Source organism: Pseudomonas sp. W2-17, assembly GCF_041060445.1.
Lineage (GTDB): Bacteria > Pseudomonadota > Gammaproteobacteria > Pseudomonadales > Pseudomonadaceae > Aquipseudomonas.
Map to the genome: position 1 here is coordinate 434698 of NZ_JAUFNS010000001.1, position 25766 is coordinate 460463.

13 protein-coding genes and 1 pseudogene are annotated in these 25766 nt (G+C 60.3%); 7 read left to right on the forward strand and 7 right to left on the reverse strand.

Features of this window, described 5'->3' with window-relative positions:
- Window positions 1–197: 197 nt before the first annotated feature.
- Together QWI20_RS01985 and yccS are read left to right on the forward strand one after the other, a co-directional pair.
- Window positions 198–1376 carry an NAD(P)/FAD-dependent oxidoreductase gene (locus QWI20_RS01985; RefSeq protein WP_369303921.1) on the forward strand — a complete coding sequence of 393 codons (1179 nt, stop codon included), beginning with the start codon at window positions 198–200 and terminating at the stop codon, window positions 1374–1376.
- Between the two features lie 320 nt (window positions 1377–1696).
- Complete coding sequence (gene yccS / locus QWI20_RS01990) at window positions 1697–3904, forward strand: YccS family putative transporter (protein WP_369303922.1); 2208 nt, start codon at window positions 1697–1699, stop codon at window positions 3902–3904.
- Here the strand turns inward: yccS and QWI20_RS01995 are convergent.
- Window positions 3885–4622, reverse strand: coding sequence for a substrate-binding periplasmic protein (locus tag QWI20_RS01995; protein WP_369303923.1), 738 nt, complete (start codon window positions 4620–4622; stop codon window positions 3885–3887). The genes yccS and QWI20_RS01995 overlap by 20 nt on opposite strands.
- A gap of 205 nt (window positions 4623–4827) precedes the next feature.
- Here QWI20_RS01995 and QWI20_RS02000 point away from each other — a divergent pair, with 205 nt between their 5' ends.
- The gene (locus QWI20_RS02000) at window positions 4828–5286 is read left to right on the forward strand and encodes a GNAT family N-acetyltransferase (RefSeq protein WP_192130954.1); all 459 of its coding nucleotides are present in this window, start codon (window positions 4828–4830) and stop codon (window positions 5284–5286) included.
- A gap of 113 nt (window positions 5287–5399) precedes the next feature.
- Here the strand turns inward: QWI20_RS02000 and QWI20_RS02005 are convergent, their stop codons facing one another.
- The 3 genes from QWI20_RS02005 to QWI20_RS02015 are packed head-to-tail and all read right to left on the reverse strand — an operon-like array spanning window position 5400 to window position 8427.
- Window positions 5400–5696, reverse strand: a complete 297-nt coding sequence (locus QWI20_RS02005) for a helix-turn-helix domain-containing protein (RefSeq protein WP_065986572.1) — start codon at window positions 5694–5696, stop codon at window positions 5400–5402.
- A 31-nt stretch (window positions 5697–5727) separates the two neighbouring features.
- Window positions 5728–6246, reverse strand: coding sequence for a M48 family metallopeptidase (locus QWI20_RS02010; RefSeq protein WP_346626883.1), 519 nt, complete (start codon window positions 6244–6246; stop codon window positions 5728–5730).
- Window positions 6247–6285: 39 nt separating this feature from the next.
- Entirely contained in the window at window positions 6286–8427 is a 2142-nt protein-coding gene (locus QWI20_RS02015; RefSeq protein ID WP_369303924.1) for a putative bifunctional diguanylate cyclase/phosphodiesterase, read from the reverse strand.
- Window positions 8428–8743: 316 nt separating this feature from the next.
- Here QWI20_RS02015 and QWI20_RS02020 point away from each other — a divergent pair, with 316 nt between their 5' ends.
- Window positions 8744–9415, forward strand: a complete 672-nt coding sequence (locus QWI20_RS02020) for a polysaccharide lyase family 7 protein (RefSeq protein ID WP_192171166.1) — start codon at window positions 8744–8746, stop codon at window positions 9413–9415.
- A gap of 57 nt (window positions 9416–9472) precedes the next feature.
- Here the strand turns inward: QWI20_RS02020 and putP are convergent, their stop codons facing one another.
- Entirely contained in the window at window positions 9473–10957 is a 1485-nt protein-coding gene (putP, locus tag QWI20_RS02025) for a sodium/proline symporter PutP (protein WP_369303925.1), read from the reverse strand.
- A 431-nt stretch (window positions 10958–11388) separates the two neighbouring features.
- Here putP and putA point away from each other — a divergent pair, with 431 nt between their 5' ends.
- Together putA and QWI20_RS02035 are read left to right on the forward strand one after the other, a co-directional pair.
- Window positions 11389–15342, forward strand: a complete 3954-nt coding sequence (gene putA / locus QWI20_RS02030) for a trifunctional transcriptional regulator/proline dehydrogenase/L-glutamate gamma-semialdehyde dehydrogenase (protein WP_369303926.1) — start codon at window positions 11389–11391, stop codon at window positions 15340–15342.
- 223 nt (window positions 15343–15565) lie between these two features.
- Entirely contained in the window at window positions 15566–17368 is a 1803-nt protein-coding gene (locus tag QWI20_RS02035) for an acyl-CoA dehydrogenase (RefSeq protein WP_369303927.1), read from the forward strand.
- Between the two features lie 56 nt (window positions 17369–17424).
- Here QWI20_RS02035 and QWI20_RS02040 read toward each other — a convergent pair whose 3' ends face one another.
- On the reverse strand, window positions 17425–20808 hold the full coding sequence (locus QWI20_RS02040; protein ID WP_369303929.1) for a DUF6543 domain-containing protein: 3384 nt from the start codon (window positions 20806–20808) through the stop codon (window positions 17425–17427).
- Between the two features lie 179 nt (window positions 20809–20987).
- Here QWI20_RS02040 and QWI20_RS02045 point away from each other — a divergent pair.
- Window positions 20988–21128: pseudogene (locus QWI20_RS02045) on the forward strand (acyl-CoA dehydrogenase C-terminal domain-containing protein); the annotation flags it as partial.
- Window positions 21129–21144: 16 nt separating this feature from the next.
- Here the strand turns inward: QWI20_RS02045 and QWI20_RS02050 are convergent.
- Window positions 21145–25716 carry a DUF6543 domain-containing protein gene (locus QWI20_RS02050; RefSeq protein ID WP_369303930.1) on the reverse strand — a complete coding sequence of 1524 codons (4572 nt, stop codon included), beginning with the start codon at window positions 25714–25716 and terminating at the stop codon, window positions 21145–21147.
- Between the last annotated feature and the right edge of the window lie 50 nt (window positions 25717–25766).

Here is a 25766-nt window from a genome sequence, read left to right on the forward strand (position 1 = left end):
CGCCCCCTGATCGCGAGCAAGCTCACTCCTACAAGGCCGCGCAACCTGTCGGAGTGAGCTTATTGATCGTTCCCACGCTCTGCGTGGTAACGCCGGGCCGGGCGCTCTGCGCCCAAGCGTGACGCCGAGCGTCACGGTATGCATACCAACGCAGAGCGTTGGCACGATCTTCTTCCCGATATTCCGAGGACACCGCTTTGCCCGTTACTGACGTTGTGATCATCGGCGCCGGCGCCGCAGGTTTGATGTGTGCATTCACTGCGGCCCAGCGCGGGCGCAAGGTCATGTTGATCGATCACGCCAACAAGCCGGGCAAGAAAATCCTCATGTCGGGCGGCGGTCGCTGCAACTTCACCAACATGTACACCGAGCCCGCCAACTTCCTCTCGCAGAACCCGCATTTCTGCAAATCCGCACTGGCCCGCTACACCCAGTGGGATTTCATCGAGCTGGTGGGCAAGCACAGCGTGCCGTACCACGAAAAGAAACTCGGCCAGCTGTTCTGCGACAACAAGTCCAGCGACATCCTCGATCTGCTGCTGGCCGAATGCGACACCGCCGGCGTGAGCCTGCACATGGACACCTCGGTGCAGAGCATCGAGAAAACCGACAGCGGTTACCTGCTGAAAACAACCCTGGGCGAACTCCGTTGCGAGTCGCTGGTGATCGCCACAGGCGGGCTGTCGATTCCGACGCTGGGGGCGACCGGTTTCGGTTATCAGGTCGGCAAGCAGTTCGGCCACACCCTTTTGCCCACCCGGGCGGGCCTGGTGCCGTTCACCATCACCGATCAGTTGAAAGAGCTGTGCACCGAGCTGACCGGTACGGCGGTCGATTGCCTGGTGAGCTGCAACGACGTCAGCTTTCGCGAAAACATCCTGTTCACCCACCGTGGCTTGAGCGGGCCGGCGATTCTGCAGATCTCTTCCTTCTGGCAGCCCGGCGACACGGTCGAAATCAATCTGATGCCCGACCATGACGCCCACAGCTGGCTGACCGAGCAACAGGCCGAACGCCCGAACAGCGAGCTGAAGACGCTGCTCGGCGAGATTTTCACCAAAAAAATGGCCAACCTGATTGCCGAGCAATGGTTTGTGTCCAAGCCGATGAAGCAGTACACCCACGCTGAACTGGCCGACATCGCCACCAGACTGGCGAGCTGGCAAGTGGTACCGGCGGGCACCGAAGGGTATCGCACCGCGGAAGTGACACTGGGCGGCATCGACACCCGTGAAGTGTCGTCGAAGACCATGGAGTCCCTGAAATCGCCGGGCTTGTACTTCGTTGGTGAGGTGCTGGATGTCAGCGGGCATCTGGGCGGCTTCAACTTCCAGTGGGCCTGGGCCTCGGCCTATGCGGCGGCGCAGTTCGTCTGAGCAGTCGTTGCGAGCAACCCTACAACGTCACACACGCACGCGATCTCTGTAGGAGCAATCGGAGTTTACGACGGTCGCGAAGAGGCCGGGTCAGGCAATACACATTCAGTGCCTGACCTTGCGCCTTCGCGACCGTCGTTACCTCCGATTGCTCCTACAAGTGCGTGTTGCAAATGAGAGAGGCACCCTTGGGGTCAAGGTGCGTTTTGAGGTATTGGCATCCGCCCCGGAATAAATTTTGCTAACCGGATGTACAGCGCGCATCCGGCGCTGTACATATCCCTCAGCAAAATCAATCGCGAACAAGGCCGTCAGCGTTCATGGCATCGACATCGTTGCGCAATACATTCCGCCGTCTCTGGGCGCTGGACAAGTTTTCCTACAGCGTGCGGGTTTTCATCGCGCTGACCGGCAGCATGGCGCTGTGCTGGTACCAGAACGAGATGTCCCAGTTGATCCCGCTGTTCCTCGGGATTATCGCCAGCGCCCTGTCGGAAACCGATGACAGCTGGCAAGGCCGCCTCAATGCGCTGGCCGTGACGCTGGTGTGCTTCAGCATTGCGGCGCTGTCCGTGGAACTGCTGTTCCCCTACCCCGTGGTGTTCATCTGCGCGTTTGCTTTCGCGGCGTTCTGCCTGACGATGCTTGGTGCGCTGGGCGAGCGCTATGGCGCCATTGCCTACGCGACGTTGATTCTCTCGGTCTACACCATGATCGGCGTCGACCAGCGCGGCGGCGAAGTCACTGATTTCTGGCACGAACCCATGCTGCTGGTCGCGGGCGCGGCGTGGTACGGCCTGCTGTCGGTGCTGTGGCAGATGCTGTTTTCCAATCAGCCGGTGCAGCAGGCCCTGGCCCGACTGTTTCGTGAGTTAGGCCTTTACCTGAAGCTCAAATCAGAGCTGTTCGAGCCGATTCGCACCCTGGATATCGAAGCCAAGCGACTGGAGCTTGCCAAGCAGAATGGCAAGGTCGTCGGCGCGCTCAACGTGACCAAGGAAATCATCCTTAACCGTGTGGGCAGTGGCCGCCCCGGCTCGAAGGTCAGTCGCTACCTGAAGCTGTATTTTCTGGCCCAGGACATCCATGAACGTGCCAGTTCGTCGCACTATCCCTACAACTCCCTGGCCGAAGCGTTCTTCCACAGCGACGTACTGTTTCGCTGCCAGCGCCTGCTGCGCCAGCAAGGTCGCGCCTGCCGTGACCTGTCGGCGTCGATCCAGCTGCGCCAGCCGTTCATCTATGACGACAGCTTCGCCCACGCGCTGAATGATCTGCGCGCCTCCCTCGAACACCTGCGCATTCAGAGCAATCCGGCGTGGCGCGGGCTGCTGCGTTCGTTGCGGGCGCTGGCCAATAACCTTGGCACCCTTGACCGGCTGCTCAGCGATGCGAGCAACCCCGACGCCTTGGCGGACGCCACCGACAGCAGCCTGCTGGACCGCTCGCCGCGCAACCTCAAGGACGTCTGGACGCGCCTGCGGCTGCAACTGACGCCGACCTCGCTGCTGTTCCGTCACGCCCTGCGCCTGCCATTGGCGCTGGTCATCGGTTACATCATGGTTCACCTGATCCACCCGTCCCAGGGGTACTGGATCATCCTCACCACGGTGTTTGTCTGCCAGCCAAGCTACGGCGCCACGCGGCGCAAACTCGGGCAGCGCATCATCGGCACCGCCATTGGCCTGACGGCGGGCTGGATTCTGTTCGACCTGATCACCACGCCGGTCCTGCAATCGATGTGCGCGGTGCTGGCCGGCGTGGTGTTCTTCGTCAACCGCACCACGCGCTATACGCTGTCGACGGCGGCGATCACGGTGATGATCCTGTTCTGCTTCAATCAGGTCGGCGACGGTTACGGCGTGTTCCTGCCGCGCCTGCTGGACACGCTGCTGGGCAGCCTGATCGCCGGCCTGGCGGTGTTCCTGTTCCTGCCGGACTGGCAAGGTCGTCGACTGAACAAGGTGCTGGCCAACACGCTGTCGTGCAACAGCATTTACCTGCGCCAGATCATGCAGCAATACGCGAACGGCAAGAGCGACGATCTGGCCTATCGACTGGCCCGGCGCAACGCCCACAACGCCGATGCGGCGCTGTCCACCACGCTGGCCAACATGCTCATGGAGCCCGGACATTTCCGCAAAGAGGCCGACGTGGGTTTCCGCTTCCTGGTGCTGTCGCACACCCTGCTCAGTTACCTGTCGGGCCTGGGGGCGCATCGGGAAACACCGTTGCCGCCCGAAGTGCGCGAGCAACTGATCGAGGGCGCCGGGGCCAGCCTTGCCGCGAGCATCGATGAAATCGCCCAGAGCCTGGCGATGCGTGAGCCGGTGGCGGTGCAAAGCGACGCAGAGGAGGCGCTGGCGACGAGCCTGGAACAGATGCCGGAAGAAATCGACGAAGGCCAGCGGTTGGTGCAAACCCAGCTTGCGCTGATCTGCCGTCAGTTGGGGCCGTTGCGCACCCTGGCAGCGCACTTGATCAAAGATCCCGTCAAAGAACCCGACCTCACAGACCGTGCAGCTTGATGAGCTTGTCGTAAGTGCCGTCGGCTTTCATGTCGGCGATAGCCTTGTCGAAATCCAGAACGATCTGCTGATGATCCGCGCGCTTGAGGCTGACCAGCATGTGCAGACTGTTTTCGCTCAATGACTTGGGCAGGAATTCAACGCTGGCCTGTACGTCAGCCGGCTCGCGATTGAGGGCGAATCGCGCCGCGTACTCGTCTTCCACCGTCAAGTCGACCCTGCCCGCTGCGAGCATCCTGACGGCGGTCGAGAAACCCGCCACCGGCACCTTTTTCAGCTCGGCATCGGCATCGAATTCGGGCGAATAGGCGTAGCCACGCACGACGGCAATGGAATAGCCGTGCAGCTGCGACAGGCTCTGAAAGTCGATGGAGGCGTCTTTGCGCTTCAGGAAACGCAAGCGGTTGATCAGGTACGGCGCGGAGAAAACCCCGATGCGCGTGCGGTCTTCGCTGTACCAGGCGTTGATAACGATGTCGTATCGCCCTTCGCTCAGCCCGAGTATCGCCCGCGCCCAGGGGACCTGCTCGTATTCGGTGTCATAACCGGCGCGGCCCAGCGCTGTGCGAATCAGGTCAGTGGACAGGCCGTCGTGAAGCAATGACACGTCGGCATAGGGCGCCCATGCATCGCCAGCGAGACGCAATGTCTGCGCGACCGCGCCTTGGGCTATCAGCATCATTCCCAACAGCCCTGCGGCGCACAGCAAACGCGACATGCTCAGCTTCCTTGTGGCAACTGGCCTTCAGTGAAGACTCATTTTGCGCTTTGCACAACTCATAACACTGCGATGTTTGTGCCGCAGTTCAACAAAATGACTCACCGCTGATTGAATGAGTGTCTAGTGCTGCTCGCCGCGAATTTGGGCTTGCGCCGATATGCGTTTAGTATCCGGCATCCACTTCTTCTCGCAGGCCGGCGTCATGTCTATCAACTGGATTTGCAAACACCATACCGACCTTGGAAAAGAGCAGCTGTACGCCATTCTGCAACTGAGGGCGCAGGTGTTCGTGGTGGAGCAGAAATGCTGGTATCTGGACGTCGATGGCCAGGATTTGCTGGGCGATACCTGCCATCTCATGGCGTGGCAGGATGATCAGCTGGTCGCTTACCTGCGTTTGCTGGACCCGATCCAGCAGAACGGTGACGTGACCATCGGCCGCGTGGTGACTGCACCGTCAATGCGCAACAAGGGAATGGGCCATGAATTGATGGTTCAGGCGCTGAAACACGCGGAACTCCAATGGCCGGACCAGCCGATATTCCTCTCGGCCCAGGCGCATTTGCAGGGTTACTACAGCCGCTACGGCTTTAATCCGGTGGGCGAGGTGTACGTCGAGGACGGCATTCCCCACATCAGCATGCGCCGCGATCTCGACTGATCCGGCATCTGAACCCCGATGGTCCTTGTTGGACCGGATTCATCCGGACTCGGACCCCTTGTAGGACCGGCTTCAGCCGGGAAGCCCTTAAATAAACAAACCCTGACACGCCGTCAGGGATACCCCAGCACTGTCTTGATGGTCTGCAGATTGCCCTCGATCCAGCGGCGGTCAATCGCGCCCCAATCACGAATCCGGTAACCGCCGGCATGATTGCGGGCGCCATCGAGTTGTTCGAACTCGCACACGATATCCAGATCAGCCAGCGCCGCGATGGTGTCCTGGGCGGTGCGACGGGGCATGCCGGTGACGTCGGTCAAGGCCGGTACGCTGCTGGCGATGCCGCTGTCGATCAGATACGCCACATACAGGCGGCGGTAGAAACTGCTCTTGGTCTTGCTGACTTCCATTAAAACTTCCTTGAAAAGCGCTAGCGGCTGATCAGCGCACGGCCGTCTGCATGTCCCGCCAGGTCAGGTAGATGCGCAGGTCGAATTCCAGCTGGTGATAGCCCGGTTGCATGTGTTCGCACAACTGATAGAACGCCTTGTTGTGGTCCGACTCTTTGAAGTGCGCCAGTTCGTGGACCACGATCATCTTCAGAAACTGCGGCGCGGCCTCCTTGAACAGCGCAGCCACGCGGATTTCCTTCTTGGATTTAAGCTTGCCGCCCTGCACCCGCGACACCGTGGTGTGCAGGCCCAGCGCGCGATGGGTCAGGTCCAGCCGGTTATCGAACAGCACTTTGTCGATGTTCGGCGCGTTGCGCAGGTATTCCTGCTTGAGCGCCAGCGCATAGGCGTACAGCGCCTTGTCGCTCTGGATTTCGTGACGATCCGGGTAGCGCTGCTGCAGATAATCCGTGAGCCGGTCCTGCGAGATCAGCTGCCGAACCTGATCCTGCAGGCCTTCGGGATAAGCCTGCAGGTATTTGAGCGGCATGGGGGGAGTGACAGTCATGGTCGGATCGGGTCGCGGGAAAAATGCGAGTCTACCGCGTCAGTCCTGCCCGAGCAGCTGTAACGCGACCGGCAGATCGACCGGCTCGACAAAACGCTCTGCTTCCAATGGCGGCATCGGGTGAGCAATCAGGAAGCCCTGAATGATCTGGCAGCCGTTGTCGACCAGCCACTCATACTGCTCGTAGGTCTCGACGCCTTCGGCAATCACCTCGATGTCGAGCATGCGACACAGGTCAATGATGCTGCGTGCGACGGCCAGATCTCGCGACGATCCCAGCATGCCACCAATGAAGTGCCGATCGAGCTTCAGCGTGTCCAGATCGAGGTTGCGCAGATGGGCAAGGGAGCTGTCGCCTGCGCCGAAATCGTCCAGCGACACACGCACGCCGATGTCATGCAGGTCCTGCAGTTGCTTGCGGCTGTGAACCAGGTTGTGGAGCAGCGACGGCTCGGTGATCTCGACTTCCAATTGCCGGGGTTTCAGGCCGTGAATCTGCATCGCGCGCTGCAACTCGGCCGCCAGATTCGGCAGGCTGAATTGCGCAGGGCTCACGCTGACGCTCATGACCAGATCCTCGGGGAATACATCGCTCCAGCGTTGGCGCTGCGCCGCACCCTGCTCGAAAATCCAGCTGCCGAGCTTGTTGATCAGACGCGTCTCCTCCAGCAGCGGAATGAATACCCCTGACGGGACATCGCCCGCGTCCGGATGATGCCAGCGCAGCAGCGCTTCAAAACCCCGCGTCTTGCCGGTGACCACGTTGACCTGCGGCTGGTAGACCATGGAAAAGTCTTTGCCATCGATCGCCGTGCGCACACTCTCTTCGAGCATCAGACGGGAGCGTGCGCGGCCATTCATGTACTGATCGAAGAAGCGGTATTGCTGACGCCCTGCGCGCTTGGCTTCGTACATCGCAATGTCCGCCGCGCGCAGCAGGCCATCCAGATTGGTGCCGCAGTCCGGGTAGACCGCGATGCCGATACTCGCGCCGAGTGTGGCTTCGACCCCGTCAATCATGCGCCGGGCAGATACCCTCTCGATCAGCTTTTCGGCCACCTTCGCAGCGTGTTCGGGGAAGTCCAGCCCGTCGATGACCACCACGAACTCGTCGCCGCCCATGCGCGCGAGCACGTCATAAGGGCGCAGGCAGTCCTTCAATTGCGCGCCGACCCACTGCAAGACCTGATCGCCGGCGTCATGACCCAGCGAATCATTCACATCCTTGAAGCCATCGAGGTCCAGGTACAACACCACCAGATACTTGCCCGCGTGTTCGTTGCGCAGCAGCATCCCTTCGACCGTCTGATAGAAGCCGCGGCGGTTGAGCAGGCCGGTGAGGGAGTCGGTCACGGCCTGATGTTCGAGCTGACGATAGAGGTCACGCACCACTGACATGTCGAGCACGCTGAGCACCATCGCGCGCTGTTCGGCGGGCAGCGGCGCGCAGGACAACGCAACCGGGACCTGACGCCCCTCCGGCGTTCGCAGCACGGCGTCGTGGACGCGGTAGGTGTCGGCACGGCGATAGTGATGATAAAAGCCGGAATCTGTCCATTCGCCAACGCTGGGCTCGTGCAGGTAAGTGCACAACCCGGTCCCGCGCAGCTCGCCGTCGGTCATGCCCAGCAACCGGCAGATCGCCGGATTGGCGAAACTGATGACGCCGTCTTCGGTGACGACAAGGATGCCTTCGGCCACGTTGGCCAGCACCGAGGCGTTGAACGCCCGCGCCGATTCCAGCTCGCGGCTCAGCTTCTGCAGGGCACGCCGATTGTGCTGCTGCTCCAGAAGCGCCTGAACCTTGGGCCTGAGAATATTGGGGTCGAAGGGCTTGAACAGGTAATCGACTGCGCCGCTGGCGTAACCCTTGTGCACCGAGTCGCGGGATTGTTCGTTGGCGGTGAGGAAGATGATCGGCGTCAATCGCGTTCGCAGACTGCCGCGCATGAGGCGGGCAACTTCGAAGCCATCCATGTCCGGCATCTGCACATCCAGCAGCACCAGATCGACATCTCGGTCCAGCAAAATACCCAACGCTTCCATGCCTGAGGCGGCGGTGATGATTTCCCGGTCCTGGCGCTGCAGTACCGCGCACATGGTCACCAGATTTTCCGGATAATCATCAACAACCAACAATACTGATTTGCCACTGGGTGGCAGGGACTGCACGCATTCCATGCTGCTACTCATCATTCACTTTACTGCCCGGGGAATGGCCCCGCTGATGGACTGATTGGCCATTACTCTAGCTTCGATTGGAGAAAAAAGAAGGTAGCCATAGTAGTGCGATTCGAAAAGTGCCATCCAACCGACTAACGGTAACGGCGCTCAATGTCAGGAACACCCTGAGCTGCAGCAAAGATAGCGGCACTTTGACGTCAACCATCCGACAGATTCGCGTTAACAAATGCGTCGTGGAACCGTATAAAAAGCCGCCCCCAACCCCCTTTCGCCCGCAACTTTGCTGGCAATGAGACATATCGGACGACTAGACATGATTGATTTGGGAACGTGGAATCTGAGCATTCCAGTGGGCTCGCCCCCCGCCACCATCGAGACACAACAACTGCTTCAAGGTTACGACGGCAAATACTTCAAGTCCGGCTCATCGAACATCACATTCTGGGCTCCGGTTACCGGAAGCAAGACCGCCAACGCGATCTACCCGCGCACCGAATTACGCGAGACCTGGTCCAACGGCACGCTGCACAACTGGTACTACCAGGACGCCGACAATTATCTGAATGCCAAACTCAAGGTTCTCCAGGTGCCATCTTCAGGCAGGGTCGTCATCGGTCAGATCCACGTCTACGACAGCACGCAGCCGCTGTTGAAGCTCGAATATCAGTACCTGGAAGCGACGCACATGGGCAACATCGTCGCCAAGGTCCGCTACCACCCCACCGACAAAAAAGCGCGCGTGATCACGGTGGCGGAAAACGTGAGCCTGAACGAGACGTTCAATTACGTCATCCACCTCAATAAAGCCGGGTTGCTCAGCGTGACCGCCCACGGCATGGCCTGGAACGACCGGATCAGCGCCACCTGGAGCAAACAGCAGCTGTACTTCAAGGCCGGGGTCTACACCCAGGACAACACGGGCTACACCAGCGAAGGCGGCAAGACCATGTTCTTCAACCTGGACGCCGACCACAACAAGAGCTGATGCGCGCACAAGGGAGCCCGAGCGCTTGTGTCGCTCGGGCTCTTGAGCAGGCAGCCGTTACGCCGCCCTGTATTCTTTTTCCGCTGCTTCGAAGCGCGTCAGCATGCCCGGCGTAGGGCGTTTGCCGATTACGCTGAACAGCACGATGGCGATGCTGGCGAAGATGAAGCCGGGGATGATTTCGTACAGGCCCAGCAGTTCGAAATGCTTCCACACCACCACTGTTATTGCGCCGACCAGAATCCCCGCCAGTGCGCCGTTGCGGGTCATGCCTTTCCAGATCACCGAGATCAGCACCACCGGCCCGAACGCGGCGCCAAAGCCGGCCCAGGCATAGCTGACCAGACCCAGCACGCGGTTTTCCGGGTTCGCCGCCAAGGCGATCGCAATCAGCGCCACCAACAGCACCATGGCCCGGCCGACCCACACCAGCTCAACCTGGGACGCGCTTTTGCGCAGAAAGGCTTTGTAGAAATCTTCGGTCAGCGCACTCGAACACACCAGCAACTGACAGCTCAGCGTGCTCATGACCGCCGCAAGGATGGCCGACAGCAGAGCGCCGGCAATCCACGGGTTGAACAGGATCTTGGCCAGCTCGATGAAGACGCGCTCGTGGTTTTCAGTGACGGGACCTGCCACCTCCGGGTGCGCCGAAAAGTAGGCGATGCCGAAGAAGCCGACGGCAACGGTGCCGCCCAGGCAGAGGATCATCCAGGTCATGGAAATGCGACGGGCCTTGGCGATCGACCTGACCGAGTCAGCGGCCATGAAGCGCGCCAGGATGTGCGGCTGACCGAAGTAGCCCAGGCCCCAGCCCATCAGCGAAATAACGCCGATGAAGGTGGTGTTTTTGAGCATGTCGAAGTTGCTCGGGTCCTGGGCTTCGATCGCCATGAACGTGGTGTCGATCCCACCGGTCGCCAGAAGCACGATGATGGGCGTAAGGATCAGCGCGAAGATCATCAGGGTGGCTTGCACGGTGTCTGTCCAACTGACCGCCAGGAAGCCGCCGACGAAGGTGTAGGCAATCGTCGCCGCAGCGCCTGCCCACAACGCGGTTTCGTAGGACATGCCGAAGGTGCTCTCGAACAGCCGCGCGCCAGCGACGATGCCGGAAGCGCAGTAGATCGTGAAGAACACCAGAATCACGATGGCGGAAATCACCCGCAGCAAGCCGCTGTTGTCTTCGAAGCGGCTGGAAAAATAATCCGGCAGGGTCAGCGCATCGCCGTTGTGTTCGGTCTGTACCCGCAGGCGACCGGCAACGAACAGCCAGTTCAGGTAGGCGCCGATGATGAGCCCGATGGCGATCCAGCTTTCCGACAGACCGGACATGTAGATCGCGCCCGGCAAGCCCATGAGCAGCCAGCCGCTCATGTCCGACGCACCGGCCGAAAGCGCCGTGACCACGCTGCCGAGGCTGCGCCCGCCGAGGATATAGTCCGAGAGATTATTGGTGGAACGGTAGGCCATGAGCCCTATGAGGACCATCGCGGCGATGTAGATCACGAAAGTGATCAAGGTAGGGTTGCTGACACTCATCGGTTAGGTTCCGGCGTTGTTTTTATAGGCGCGAGCAGAGCGAAGTCCCCCTGAGGCATCAGGTTCGCGATTGGCCGCTCGCGTGTGTTGCGGGCTGGCGAGAACCTCGCCGCTGCACACCGCTTGAATGCACCAAAGCGGCGCATCCTAGAGGACACTCTGGCGCAGGTGCAACCCGAAAAACGCCATTCCATGGCTTTTTTACAATTTAGATCAAAGTGCCATATACCCCGTATTTGCAGGGTAACAGCCAGCTAGAGCCTTGGCCAAGCAGGCACCCGAACCGGGCGAGGCCAGGCCAGTTCGACTCAATACAGGGCACTTTGGAAACACTTTGAAAAAAGCGGTTGCACCCGGTTGCACCCTTTCAATCCCGCGGCTAATCTTGCCGCAGCTAAGCCACATGACCGTGGCTGTCATGAGGATAAGAAATGGCCACCACCACCCTCGGTGTCAAACTCGACGACCCCACCCGTGAGCGATTGAAAGCGGCGGCGCAGTCTATCGACCGGACGCCCCACTGGCTGATCAAGCAGGCAATCTTCAATTATCTGGAGAAGCTCGAGGGCGGTGCGACCCTGAATGAACTCAGTGGTCAGGGTAGCAAAGACGCCGATGACCAGGGTGACCTGCCCGCGGACAACGGCCATCAGGCGTTCCTCGAATTCGCCGAAAGCATCCTTCCCCAGTCGGTTTTGCGTGCCGCGATCACCTCCGCCTACCGCCGCCCCGAGCCTGAAGTGGTGCCCATGCTCATTGAGCAGGCTCGCCTGCCGGCCCCGATGGCCGACGCTACGCACAAGCTCGCGGCGTCGATCGCTGAAAAGCTGCGCAACCAGAAGAGCGCCGGTGGCCGCGCCGGCATCGTCCAGGGCCTGCTGCAGGAATTCTCGCTGTCATCGCAGGAAGGCGTGGCGCTGATGTGCCTGGCCGAAGCCCTGCTGCGCATCCCTGACAAAGGCACCCGCGACGCATTGATCCGCGACAAGATCAGCACCGGCAACTGGCACCCGCATCTGGGCAACAGCCCGTCGCTGTTCGTCAACGCCGCCACCTGGGGCCTGTTGCTGACCGGCAAACTGGTCAGCACCCACAACGAGGCAGGCCTGACCTCCTCGCTGAGCCGCATCATCGGCAAGTCCGGCGAGCCGATGATCCGCAAGGGCGTCGACATGGCCATGCGCCTGATGGGCGAGCAGTTCGTCACCGGCGAGACCATCGCCGAAGCTCTGGCCAACGCCAGCAAGTTCGAGGCGAAAGGCTTCCGTTACTCCTACGACATGCTCGGCGAAGCGGCCCTGACCGAGCATGACGCGCAGAAATACCTGGCGTCCTACGAGCAGGCCATCCACTCGATCGGCAAAGCCTCCCACGGTCGCGGCATCTATGAAGGCCCTGGCATCTCCATCAAATTGTCCGCGCTGCACCCGCGTTACAGCCGGGCGCAGTACGAGCGCGTGATGGACGAGTTGTACCCGCGCCTGCTGTCGCTGACCTTGCTGGCCAAGCAATACGACATCGGCCTGAACATCGACGCCGAAGAAGCCGATCGCCTGGAGCTGTCGCTGGACCTGCTCGAACGCCTGTGCTTCGAACCGCAACTGACCGGCTGGAACGGCATCGGTTTCGTGATCCAGGCGTATCAGAAGCGCTGCCCTTACGTGATCGACTACGTCATCGACCTGGCCCGCCGCAGCCGCCATCGCCTGATGATCCGTCTGGTGAAAGGCGCGTACTGGGACAGCGAAATCAAGCGCGCGCAGGTCGAGGGCCTGGAAGGCTACCCGGTCTACACGCGCAAGGTTTACACCGACGTTTCCTACATCGCCTGCGCACGCAAACTGCTCTCGGTGCCGGAAGTCATCTACCCGCAGTTCGCGACCCACAACGCCCATACGCTGTCGGCCATCTACCACATCGCCGGACAGAACTATTACCCCGGTCAGTACGAGTTCCAGTGCCTGCACGGCATGGGCGAACCCTTGTATGAACAGGTCGTGGGCAAAGTCGCCGATGGCAAGCTGAACCGACCGTGCCGCGTGTACGCACCGGTCGGCACCCATGAAACGCTGCTGGCGTACCTGGTGCGTCGACTGCTGGAAAACGGCGCCAACACGTCCTTCGTCAACCGCATTGCAGACCAATCGATATCCATTCAGGAACTGGTTGCCGACCCAGTGTCCAGCATCGAGCGCATGGCCACCCAGGAAGGCGGGTTCGGCCTGCCGCATCCACGCATTCCGCTGCCGCGCGACCTGTATGGCAGTGAGCGCGCCAACTCCGCCGGCATCGATATGGCCAACGAACATCGTCTGGCATCGCTGTCTTCTGCCCTGCTCGCCACGGCGCACAACGACTGGAAGGCCGGCCCGATGCTGGGCAGCCCGGTCAGCGCTGGCACTGAAACGCCGGTCCTGAACCCGTCCGATTTGCGTGACGTCGTTGGCCACGTACAGGAAGCCAGCCTGGAAGACGTCGATAACGCCCTGCTCAGCGCCCTCAGCGCCGGACCGATCTGGCAGGCGACGCCGCCCGCCGAACGTGCCGCAATCCTTGAGCGCGCCGCCGACCTGATGGAAGCCGAGATACAACCGTTGATGGGCTTGCTCGCCCGCGAAGCCGGCAAGACGTTCGCCAACGCCATTGCCGAAGTGCGCGAGGCTGTGGATTTCCTGCGGTACTACGCGGTACAGGCACGCAACGATTTCAGCAACGACGCTCACCGCCCGTTGGGCCCTGTGGTGTGCATCAGCCCGTGGAACTTCCCGCTGGCCATTTTCAGCGGTCAGGTGGCTGCAGCCCTGGCGGCCGGCAACCCGGTGCTCGCCAAACCTGCGGAACAGACACCGCTGATTGCCGCGCAGGCCGTCCGCATTCTCCTCGAAGCCGGTATTCCCGAAGGCGTGGTGCAACTGCTGCCGGGCCGCGGTGAAACCGTCGGCGCACGGCTGGTCGGCGATGATCGCGTCAAGGGCGTGATGTTCACCGGCTCCACCGAGGTTGCCCGTTTGCTGCAACGCAATGTCGCCGGCCGCCTCGATGCCCAAGGCCGGCCGATTCCGCTGATCGCTGAAACCGGCGGCCAGAACGCGATGATCGTCGACTCCTCGGCGCTGACCGAACAAGTGGTCATCGACGTGGTGTCCTCGGCGTTCGACAGCGCCGGCCAACGCTGCTCCGCACTGCGTGTGCTGTGCTTGCAGGAAGATTCCGCGGACCGCGTCATCGAGATGCTTAAAGGCGCAATGGCTGAAAGCCGTCTGGGCAACCCGGAACGCCTGTCGGTGGACATCGGCCCAGTGATCGATCAGGAAGCCAAGGCCGGTATCGAGAAACACATTCAGGCCATGCGCGACAAAGGCCGTAATGTGTATCAAGTCGCCATTGCCGACAGCGACGAGATCAAGCGCGGCACCTACGTGATGCCGACGCTGATCGAGCTGGACAGCTTCGACGAGCTGCAACGGGAAATCTTCGGCCCGGTACTGCATGTCGTCCGCTACAAGCGCCGGGAGCTGGACGCGTTGATCGCGCAAATTAACGCTTCCGGTTATGGCCTGACATTGGGCGTACACACACGCATCGACGAGACCATCGCCAAGGTGATCGACAACGTCAACGCGGGCAACATGTACGTCAACCGCAACATCGTTGGCGCCGTGGTGGGTGTGCAGCCGTTTGGTGGCGAAGGTTTGTCGGGCACCGGTCCGAAAGCCGGTGGTCCGCTGTACCTGTACCGTTTGCTGTCGACGCGTCCCGCCGATGCCGTGCAAAAATCCTTCGCCGCCCGCGATGCGCAACAGGCGCCGGACACCCGCATGCAAGAGGCGATGCTCAAGCCGCTGAATGCGCTCAGGGCCTGGGCGGGCGGTCAGCAACTCAGCGACCTGGAGACTCTGTGCAGCCAGTTCGCCGAGCAATCCCAAAGCGGCGTGACCCGCACACTCATGGGCCCGACCGGCGAGCGCAACAGCTACAGCATCCTGCCGCGTGAACACGTGTTGTGCCTGGCCGAGGACGAGACGGATCTGCTGGCGCAACTGGCCGCAGTGATGGCGGTGGGCAGTACAGCGATCGTGCCGGACTTTGAGCCGGGCAAGTCGCTGCGCAACCGCCTGCCGAAGGACGTTCAGTCGCGCATCAAGCTGGTCGCCGACTGGAACAAGGACGAGGTCGCCATTGACGCGGTATTGCACCACGGTGATTCCGATCAGCTGCGCGCCATCTGCGAACAGGTCGCTCAACGCAGCGGCGCGATCGTCGGTGTGCACGGTCTGTCCAAAGGCGAAACCAACATCGCGCTGGAGCGTCTGGTGATCGAGCGTGCTCTGAGCGTCAACACCGCAGCAGCGGGCGGTAACGCGAGCCTCATGACAATCGGCTAGAGGCCTTCCCGGCTGAAGCCAGTCCCACTCAGTGCGCGCTGTTCAGTGGGACCGGCGTCAGCCGGGAAGAGGCCAGTGTGGGCGCCATCCGTTTTGCGGTGGCGCCGATGCATTCTTGCCGTTTGGTCGCCGTTTGAGCGCCCCATCACCCGCATCAATCATCCTGTTCACCCCTTCTCCTCGCCCCTAGACTCGACGGCATTCCCAAGAAAGGTACGCCGCCATGTCCGAGACGCTGCTCAGTTCCCGCAATCTGGCTTTCGAGCTGTATGAAGTGCTGGACGCAGAGGCGCTGACCCAACGCGAACGTTTTGCCGAGCACAGCCGGGAAACCTTCGATGCAGCGATCAGCACGGCGCGCAACATCGCGGAGAAATACTTCGCGCCCCACAACCGCAAAAATGACGAGAACGAGCCGCGCTTCGAGAACGGCGCAGCAGTACTGATACCGGAAGTAAAACCTGCTGTGAACGCGTTTCTGGAAGCAGGTTTTCTAAACGCAGCGCGGGATTTCGAGGCCGGCGGCATGCAGCTGCCCACATTGCTGTCCCAAGCCTGTTTTGCCCATTTCCAGTCCGCCAATGCCGCGACGGCGTCATACCCCTTCCTGACCATGGGCGCGGCGAATCTCATTGAAAACTTCGGCACCGACGAGCAAAAGCAGCGCTTTCTGCAACCGATGATCGAGGGCCGCTTTTTCGGCACCATGGCCCTGACCGAACCCCACGCCGGGTCGTCGCTGTCGGACATCCGCACACGCGCCGAGCCTGCGGAAGACGGCAGCTATCACCTGCGCGGCAACAAGATTTTTATCTCGGGGGGCGATCACCCACTGTCCGAAAACATCGTCCATCTGGTCCTCGCCAAACTGCCCGACGCACCCGCGGGGGTGAAAGGCATTTCCCTGTTCATCGTCCCGAAGTTTCTGGTCAACGACGACGGCAGTCTCGGTGAGCGCAACGACGTCATTCTGGCCGGGCTGTTTCACAAGATGGGCTGGCGCGGCACCACCTCCACGGCACTGAATTTCGGCGACAACGGCAACTGCGTCGGCTATCTCGTGGGCAAGCCGCATCAGGGCCTGAGCTGCATGTTTCAGATGATGAACGAGGCACGCATCGGCGTCGGCATGGGCGCGGTGATGCTGGGTTATGCCGGTTACCTGTACTCGCTGGAATACGCTCGCGAACGTCCGCAAGGCCGACTGCCTGACAGCAAGTCACCGGACGGCGCGCCGGTCTCCATCATTCAGCACGCCGACGTGAAACGCATGCTGCTGACGCAAAAAGCCTACGTCGAGGGTTCGTTTGACCTGGGCCTGTACGCCGCTCGGCTGTTCGACGACACGCAGACGGGCGACAGCGAGGACGTGCGCAAACACGCCCACGAGCTGCTTGATCTGCTGACGCCCATCGTCAAGTCCTGGCCTTCGGAGTTCTGCCTGAAGGCCAACGAACTGGCGATCCAGATTCTCGGCGGCCATGGTTATACCCGCGATTACCCGGTGGAGCAGTACTACCGCGACAACCGCCTGAACCCGATTCATGAAGGCACCCACGGCATTCAGTCGCTGGATCTGCTGGGGCGCAAGCTGGCACAGAACGGCGGCGCGGGGCTCAAGCAACTGATTCGCTTGATCGCTGACACCTGTGAGCGCGCCCAGGCCCATGAATCGCTGACCGAACTGCGGCAACCGCTGGAGCAACTGGTCGCCCGCCTGCAAACGGTGACCCTCGGTCTGCTGACCGATCTGAGCCAGGGCAAGGTCAATGCAACACTGGCCAACTCCGCGTTGTATATGAAGGCGTTCGGGCATGCGGTGATTGGCTGGCGCTGGCTGGAGCAGGCGATCCGCGCCCAAGAGGGGTTGGAGAAGAACAACGAAGCCGACACCGACTTCTACAAGGGCAAGTTGCAGGCAGCCCGGTACTTCCTGACGTGGGAAGTACCGGGCTGTCACCATGAACTGGCGATACTGGAACGGCGGGATGATGCGTGCCTGTCGATGCAGGACGAATGGTTTTAAGCTCGCCACCTAACAAGGGCGAAACCGTCAGCAGTCAAACTGCGACAAGGTGTGAATCACGCCCCGGGTGCGTTCCAGGAGTTTTCGGCGCCCGGAAATATCCTGAACCGTGAGGCGAATGGGCGATAAAAGTCTTTCACCCGATTCAGCCGCTCGAAGTATTCGGACGAGTACACGTTGGTATCGATCTTGAACCCGTCGTCGAGCAGGTCGGCATAATCGGGACGGGTCTCTTTGAGCACGTCCAGAAACAACGTGGGACCGGTGACTTCCGATATCTGCGTCATGTAGGCAGCCATCGCCGTGCTGGATTGGTGTCGGGAGGGTGACAATGCTTCCAGGGCGGCACGCTGCCTGGTGAAGCGGGTATGAATTTCCTGCTCCATTTCCCTGAACACCGGATTGCCCGGGAGGCTCGCAAAATGGCTGTTATTGGGCCCTTTGAATGACAAAATCGGGCTTTCCACCGTGCTGCCCACCAGCACGTCATGGGGCCCGGCCAGCAGCTCGGCTCCCGAGAATGATTGACCTATTTCGTCATCGCAATCCACGTAGATGCCGCCGTACTCCCTGATCAATCGGTATCTCAAGATATCCGAGGCTGCGGCGAAGTTTTCCAATTCTCCTCGGCGAAAGCAGGAAAACGCTGTCGAGGTATGGGGATCGCCCATGAAGCCCTCGAAGAAAGGCTCATCCTGCAGCCTGGAAATGGTCATGTTGGGAAAGTCGGCGAATGCATTTTGCAGCTGCGCTTGAGGGGACAAACCATCCAGCGCTGCCGTGTCGTCAATATCCACATGCATCGTGAACTTCAGCCCGGGACTGATGCGCATGTTGGATTTGATGTTTTCGATCAGTTTTTCGCCCGGCAACCGCCGGCCCAGCCAGACCTGGTGCACCAGCTGCTCGATGGGCTGCGGATTGGCAGGAAAGCCCGGCAGGCGCCGAAAGGTGTAAAAGACGTTACCCACGCTCGGTCTCAATTTGTCCCTGACTTTCAGGTAGGCCTCCTCGGTTCCTGAACGCCAACGCCCTTTGCTATCCAGCCAGAGCAGTTTGTTGGTGCCCGACTCCCAGCAGGCTATCTCAGCGTTGTAAATGACCTTCGTCCCTTCGGGAACGTTGCTGGCGAAGTACCGGGGTATTCGATTTCCTTCCTGGTCCTGTACCCACCTCGTTTCGATACCGTCCATGGGCATCTCGATCGTCACGGGTGGCTGGGCGCGCGTCAGCACGATTCCGTCCTTCCCGACTGGCAGTGGCACCGGGGGCAACTCTTCAATGAAACTGTCGCCGCCCCGCAGGCCGGGCCGCAGGTCAATGTCAGAGTAAAAGCCTTTGACCCGCTTGACGTAAGGCCCCTTGAGCCGGGCATCGTCAGGCGCGTAAATCCGGTACTGGCCGGCCCCCTGGACGCGCTCGACGGGATAGAGCTTTGAATGCACGCGAGCGTAGTAACGGGGTTCACCCGTTCCAGGGCGGCTCACGTCATACACGGCGCCTAGTTCATCGGTTTTCCAGGTGCCTGACGGATCCAGTGGCGCCTTGTATTCGAATCGGGCGAGCGCCGTGCGAAGTTCCGGGGTAAGTGCTCGCAGTCCTTGCGGTTCAACCCCAAAGGCAATCGCGCTGTCGTAGCGTGCCGCGTGCTGGCTTTTGATTGCCAGCCTCTGGTGCTCTTCCACGATCAGGCGCGCGGCCCTTTCATCAGACGATTCGCTGGCGTGCTCAACGGCCTCTTCAGCCTGTTGTGCGTGGGCATCTTGCTGCCGGGCACGCGCCACACTTCGCTCGGCCTCGGTCCGAGCTCCGGTCATGCTTGCGACTTCATCCGCCGCTCCCGGTATGGCTTGATCCCCCGCACGCGCGGCTGCGCCCAGCAAACTGCCGGCTGTCACAGCACCTTCGGCAAGCGCCGGTACGGCATTCAAAACGCCGAAGACGATGCGGCCCGTGCCATTTTTCTTCTCTTCAAGCGTCCGGCCCTCGATCACCTCATCAGCGCCCAGACCGATCAACGCCAGCGACATCGCCGCCAAAGGCACCCACAAGTAAGGCACCACCATAGCGATCGCGCCTGTGGCGGCTATTGCATTGCTTAAGGCCTGGGCCGCCACCTCCTTGTTGTGGTCGGCGCGGTTGCGAATAAGTTGATTGCCATCCGCCTGGAGGCGGGCTTGCAGAGCGGTTTTGAAGTGCGAAAACGGCCAGGGCGAGAGCGCCGCGCCGAGATGAACCTCGTTGGAGGGGTTCCAGTAACCGGTCGCTTGATCGAGGAAATGTGGGTATGCCGCCAGGCCTGCCAAGGTTTTCTGGATGCCGCTGTAAAAGATCCCGTCCGGGTCGTCTTCAAGCCTGAAGTGGCGTTCCAGTGCTTTGCGTCGGCGCGCATCCTTGCACTGCAGCGCGATCCAGGCGCGCAGTGCGGGCAGGTTTGAAAATCCGTGCAGGGGCGACGAATTGCCGGGGACGTACATCACGAGCCGGTCAGTCTGTTCATCTCTCAGCACGATGATGTCAGTGGCGACATATCGGTACAGGACAAGCTCACGAAAGGTAATGTCGTGGGGAAGCGGCGCATCGGCAAAGTGTTTGAAGGTCAGTGCCTCCCAGGTCTGGGAAGGAGCGAGCCCGAGTCCGCGCAATACCAGCGACTTGTCCTCAGTGCTCAGTGAGCCTTCGGCGTGCTGCACATACGCTGACCTCAAGAGTGCGGCCTTGATCAAGAGGTTGTAGTCGGCACCATGCTCGGCCCAGAAGTGCGTGAGTGTGGCCTGGTAGTGCGCCTGCAGATCCACCTCCCAGACGTAGGCCTTGAACGTCAGCGGATCCAGCGCCACGTGGGTGGAAGCGTCGAAGCGCTGGGGGCTGGTTTTTCGGTAGATAGCTTCGTAGGCGAAGCAGTCCCACAGCTCCAGCGGTTCGGCGGAAATCCGCACCGGATAGCCGCCGTCCCGGTAATCGCGCAGGGTCGAGAGGTGCTCGAGGAACTGCCCGTTGCCACTCTGCTGCCAATTGCTTATCAGCGCGTCGGTCAGCGTCATGGAATACGCGATATTAGCCCTCTGGGGCGCAGCATCCTGACCATTGATATACAGCGTGGTGATCAGCAATTCGTCCGGATCGGTCTCTTCCAGGAGGTGCTGGAAAAGATAGGCTTGAGCTTGGGTGCGTGCATACTCACGCGGCGATTCATAGCGCACGTGCTGTTGACCGAGCCAGTCGCTCAGCAGCATGGCATCAGCAACGACTTCTTTCCCGGGGGGCGGCTCGATGGGCCACCCGTTTTCGTCGCGCGGCACACGTGGCTCATTCCAGCCACTGTCTTCCCAGTCCTCGCCTCTCTGGTCACGCCAGCCCGCGACTCGCGAAATGTCTAGACTGCGCCGAAGCTCGTCAGCTCTGCGCTCCAGAGCGGTCATATCCTTTCCGTCTTTCATAACCCGACATCCAGTCAGTGAGTGAGCCCTTAGAGTCCACCGACAGGCACGCAGGACCGCCATAGATAATTATTGCTTATGAAATGAGCAGGCTGTTCAGGGTTGTTGAACGGGGAAAAAACGATCAACCAGCGCCCGCCCGGCACTTCCCAGTCGCGCCGCATAACCCTGACAACGAAGCCGACACTGACTTCTACAAGGGAAGATTGCAGGCCGCCCGGTACTTCCTGACATGGGAAGTACCGGGTTGCCATCATGAACTGGCGATCCTCGAGCGCCGGGATGATGCGTGTCTGGCAATGCAAGACGCCTGGTTCTGAGTGTTGCGCTCACCCGCTACCAGTCATGGCCATTTCCGATTTCGACAGGCGCCTTGCGTTGGAATGGGAAGAAATGATCCTGCAACGTTTCCAGCTGCCGCTGAAACGCTGCGCAGCGAACGGGCAGGTTGCCGGGCGGATCGATGCCCAAGTGGTAGTAGTCCGGCCGCTGCTCTCGCAACACATCATTGAACAGCGTTGGTCCCGTCAGCTCGAACACCGTCTTGCGGTATTGCTTCATCGCCTGCGAGGTCAGCAACTCGCTGACTGGCGTGGAATGATCAACCTGAGGAGGAGGCGTCTCAAAAAACGCAGGCTGCGCATCGTTTCGCACGGCAAGCTCTTCGCCAAGGCGAGCAAGGACAGGGTTCCCCGCATGACTGGCGAAGAGGCTGTTGTTATAGCCGCGAAACTCCAGCGAGGGCACGGCAACCGCTTTGCCGAGCAGCAAGTCGCCATGGGCCGCCTCAAGATGAACGCCACTGAAAGCAGAGGTCAGCACATCATCAGAATCCATGTAGATGCCGCCATAGGTGTCGATCAGGGGGTAGCGGAGGATGTCGGAGGCGGCAGCATAGCTTTTGCCCGCTGCATGTCTTGCCTTGTGATACAGCGCCTGATGCCTGCCGCGAAGGAAAGCGGCAAAGAAGTTTTCATCATGCAGGTTTGACACCGCCAGCGACGGCGCACGGTTTTTTACGCTTGCGCGGATAAGATCCAACGCTTCCTGACTGTCCACATCCACATGCAAAACGGATTGAAAATCGGGGCTGCGATTAGCGTTTCTGATGAGGTTTTCCATCCGCGCCTCTCCCAGCGGCTTGCTGCCAACCCAGATGTAATGAATCTTTCTCGGTATCGGCCTGAGGTTATTGGGCATGGTGGGCAGCCGAGGCAGCTCTACAACCTCCAGGCTAGCGTTCGGATTGATAGGCTGCGGCTCATCGAGCACGCTTCGCGCTTGCCAGTCTCCATTCTGGTCCAGCCTCAGCCCTCTCGATTCGGTGCCCGAAAGCTTCCAGGTTTTCGCGTCGTCATCGTAAATGACCCCGCGCTGTCTGCCATCGAGCATGATCGAGTAACGCCCGCCAGATTCACTGACGCCGTCGATGGGAATCGCCACCTTGATAGCGGGAGCATCCGGCTGCAAGAAACCACTCTGGGCCGGTGGCAGGATCTCGGGGATCTCAATAGGAGAGACATCCTCTGTGACGCCCGACCCATCTCCCCGAAAGTTCTCCCCACCCGACTCGATTTTCAGTCGGTTGGCGAAGGGTAGATAGAATTTTTCCACTTCCTCCAAGCGTTCTGAATAGGTGGCGGAGAGTATGTTGCCTGTTGTCCGATAGCGCCCGGTCAGTAGCCCTGCGTAATCGGGTCGAGACTTTTTAATGACGTCCAGGAACAGACCGGATCCCGTCATACGAGAAACTCCGGTGAGATAAGGTTGGGTGTCTCTGGATGAATGTCTGAGGGCGCCCAACGCCTCTTCTCCCAGTTTGAATCGCTGATGCAGCTCCTTCTCCATTGCTCTGAGCACCGGGTTACCTTGATGGCTGGCAAAGTGGCTGTTTGCAGGGCCCGGATGCATGAATGTTTCGGATTTAAGTGGTCGGCCCACCAGCACATCAGAAGGGCCTGCGGCAAGCTCCTGCCCCTTGAACGACTGGGCCAGGACGTCATCGCAATTCATGTAGATGCCCCCGTACTCCCTGATCAGCCGATACCTGAGCACATCCGCAGCCGCCGCAAGGTTCTGGTTCTGGCCGTGGCGGAAGTAGGCATAGGGCTCGGCACTTTCCTGCTCGTACAGGGAAAACCCATCGAAGAACTGCTCGTCTTGAAGGCTTGAAATGGTCATCTGGGGAAAGCTGGCAAATTCAGCCTGCAATTGCTGCTCGGCGGTCAAGCCGTCCACTGTTGCGGAGTAGTCGATATCGATATGAAGTGCAAACTTCAGATCCGGACTGGTCCTGATATTTTGTTTGATCGTCTCGATCAGGTGCGGTCCGGGCAATCCATCGCCTAACCAGATCTGATGAATCGTGCGATCAATGGGCAAAGACTTCGCAGACACGCCTGGCAGCCGCGGAAACGTGTAAACCGTGTCATTCACACCGGCGCGAAGGCGGCTTTTGACGCTCAGATAACGACGCTCGTCCCCCACGCTCCACTTGCCGTTGTTATCCAGCCAAAGCAGCTCCTCGGTTATTTTATTTCTCCAGCACGCGACGTCAGCATCGTAATAAACGCCTGTACCTTCCGGCCTGTTCATGGCGTAGAACCGATGCACCTGATGACCAGAGCTGTCAGTCAGCGTCCTTTGCTCAATTCCGTCCATCGGCACATCGATCTGAACCCGCGGTTGTGCCCGAACCCGTTCGACAGGTGCAGTCACACCCTCGTCTTTCGCAGACGCCGCTGCGACGGCATCGCCATAGCCTTCCCCTCCACGCAGACCAGGCCTCAGATCCAGGTCTGAATAGAATCCATTCAGACGCTTGATATAAGGACCTTTGATGGCCGCATCTTCGGGAGAGAAAATTCGGTACTGCTTGACCGAATCGACCCGCTCAACCCGGTAGATCCTTGAATGAATCCTGGCGAAATAAACGGCCTCGCCTGACGCTGGATCGACGGCCTTGTACACGGCGCCGAAGTCATCGCGTGTCCAGCTGCCCGAAAGATCAAGGGGCTCGCTGTACTCGAACCTGGCCAGTTCAGCACGTAAAAGTGGGGGTAATGATCGAAGGCCCTCAGGCTCGACACCAAACGCCTTCGCGCTGTCATAACCCGCTTCGTGTTGAGCCTTGCGCAGTAGGCGACTCTGCTCTTCCTGCGCCAATCGCGCCTCCCGTGCGCTGGCATCCTCGTCGGCGCGCGCGCGCGCCTGCTGCGCCATCTCTTCATCGATCTCTTGCTGCTGTGCAGACGCTGCAGCTTTCTGCTCGGCGCTCCGACTCTCGATCACCTGCCCCACTTCGTCTGCAGCACCCGGAATGACTTCGCCTGCACGCTGCGCTGCAGCGGCTGCGTCGATAATCTCGCCGGCTCCCTGGGCAATGGCGGGTACGGCATTCAAAACACCGAAGACAACACGGCCAACCCCGGCTTTCCTTTCTTCGTAGCTCTTGCCTTCAACCACCTCGTCTGCCCCCAGGCCCAGAAGCGCGACCGACATGGCCGCCAATGGCAACCACAGCTCGGGCACGACCATGGCGATGGCTCCCGTGACGTTGATGGCGGTGGACAACCCTTGTGCAAGCGCTTCTTTGCGATAGTCGCTTTGCGTGCGGATACTCAGCGCGGCATCAGAGCGCTGCCGATCCTGCAGACTTTGGCGAAAATGGGAAAAAGGCCAAGGAGAAAGTGCGGCACCGAGCGAGATTTCCCTGTAAGGCGGCCAGCTCCCTGTCGCGCCGTTCAGCAGATGCGGAAAGACCGCAAGACCTGCCAGAGTCGTCTGAAGACCGCTCAGAAAAAGTCCGTCGCTGTCGTCTTCAAGTTTGAAATGACGCTCCAGGGCCTGCCGTTTGCGGGTGTCTCTGCACTGAAGCGCGATCCAGTTCTGAAACGCTACGAGATCTTCGAACCCATGAAAAGGCGACGAGTTGCCGGGGATATAAACCACTAACCGGCCTGTCTGTTCATCCCTGATGACAATGATGTCGGTTGCTGTGTAGCGATACAAAATGAGCTCGCGGAACGTGACCGTAGAAGCGAGCGGTGCATCGCGAAATGTTTCGAACGTCAGCCTTTCCCAGGGCTGCGCCGGATCGAAGCCCAAGGACTTGAGCACCAGCGTTTTGTCTTCCAGGCTCATCGAGCCTTCGGAGTACTGGATGTATGCCGACTTGAGGAAGGCAGCCTTGATAAGCAGGTTGTAGTCACTGCCATGCGTTTCCCAGAACGTATTGAGCATGCTCTCGTAGTGATCGAGCAATGCGTTATCCCATACGAAGGCCTTGAACGCTTTGGGATCGATGGACGTGTGAGTAGAGGCATCAAATCGCTGAGGGGAAGTTCTGCGGTAAATGGCTTCATAGGCGAAGCAATCCGGCAGGTTAAGGGGCGTCGGCGAGACGCGTGCGGGATAACCGCCCTCCCGATACGCCTGCAAGTGACCAAGATGATCGAACCAGTCGCCGTTACCCTCCTGCTGCCAGTTATGCATCAGCGCGTCGGTCAGCGTGAATGAGTGACCGATGTTGGCGCGTTGGGGCGCTGTGTCGAGCGTATTCAGGTACAACGTGGCGATGAGCAGGTCATCGGGATCCAGGTCGAGCAGGTGCTGCCTAACGAAATCTGCGGCCCGGCTGTGCGCCAACTCGCGGGGAGATTCGTAGCGCACGTGCTGCTGACCGAGCCAGTCGCTCAGCAGCATGGCATCAGCATCGACTTCTTTCCCGGGGGCCGGCTCGATGGGCCACCCGTTTTCGTCGCGCGGCACACGTGGCTCATTCCAGCCACTGCCTTCCCAGTCCTCGCCTCTCTGGTCACGCCAGCCCGCGACTCGCGAGCTGTCGCGACTGCGCCGAAGCTCGTTAGCTCTGCGCTCCAGAGCGGTCGTATCCTTTCTGTCTTTCATAACCCGACATCCTGTCAGCGAGTGAGCCCGTAGAGTCCACCGACAGGCAT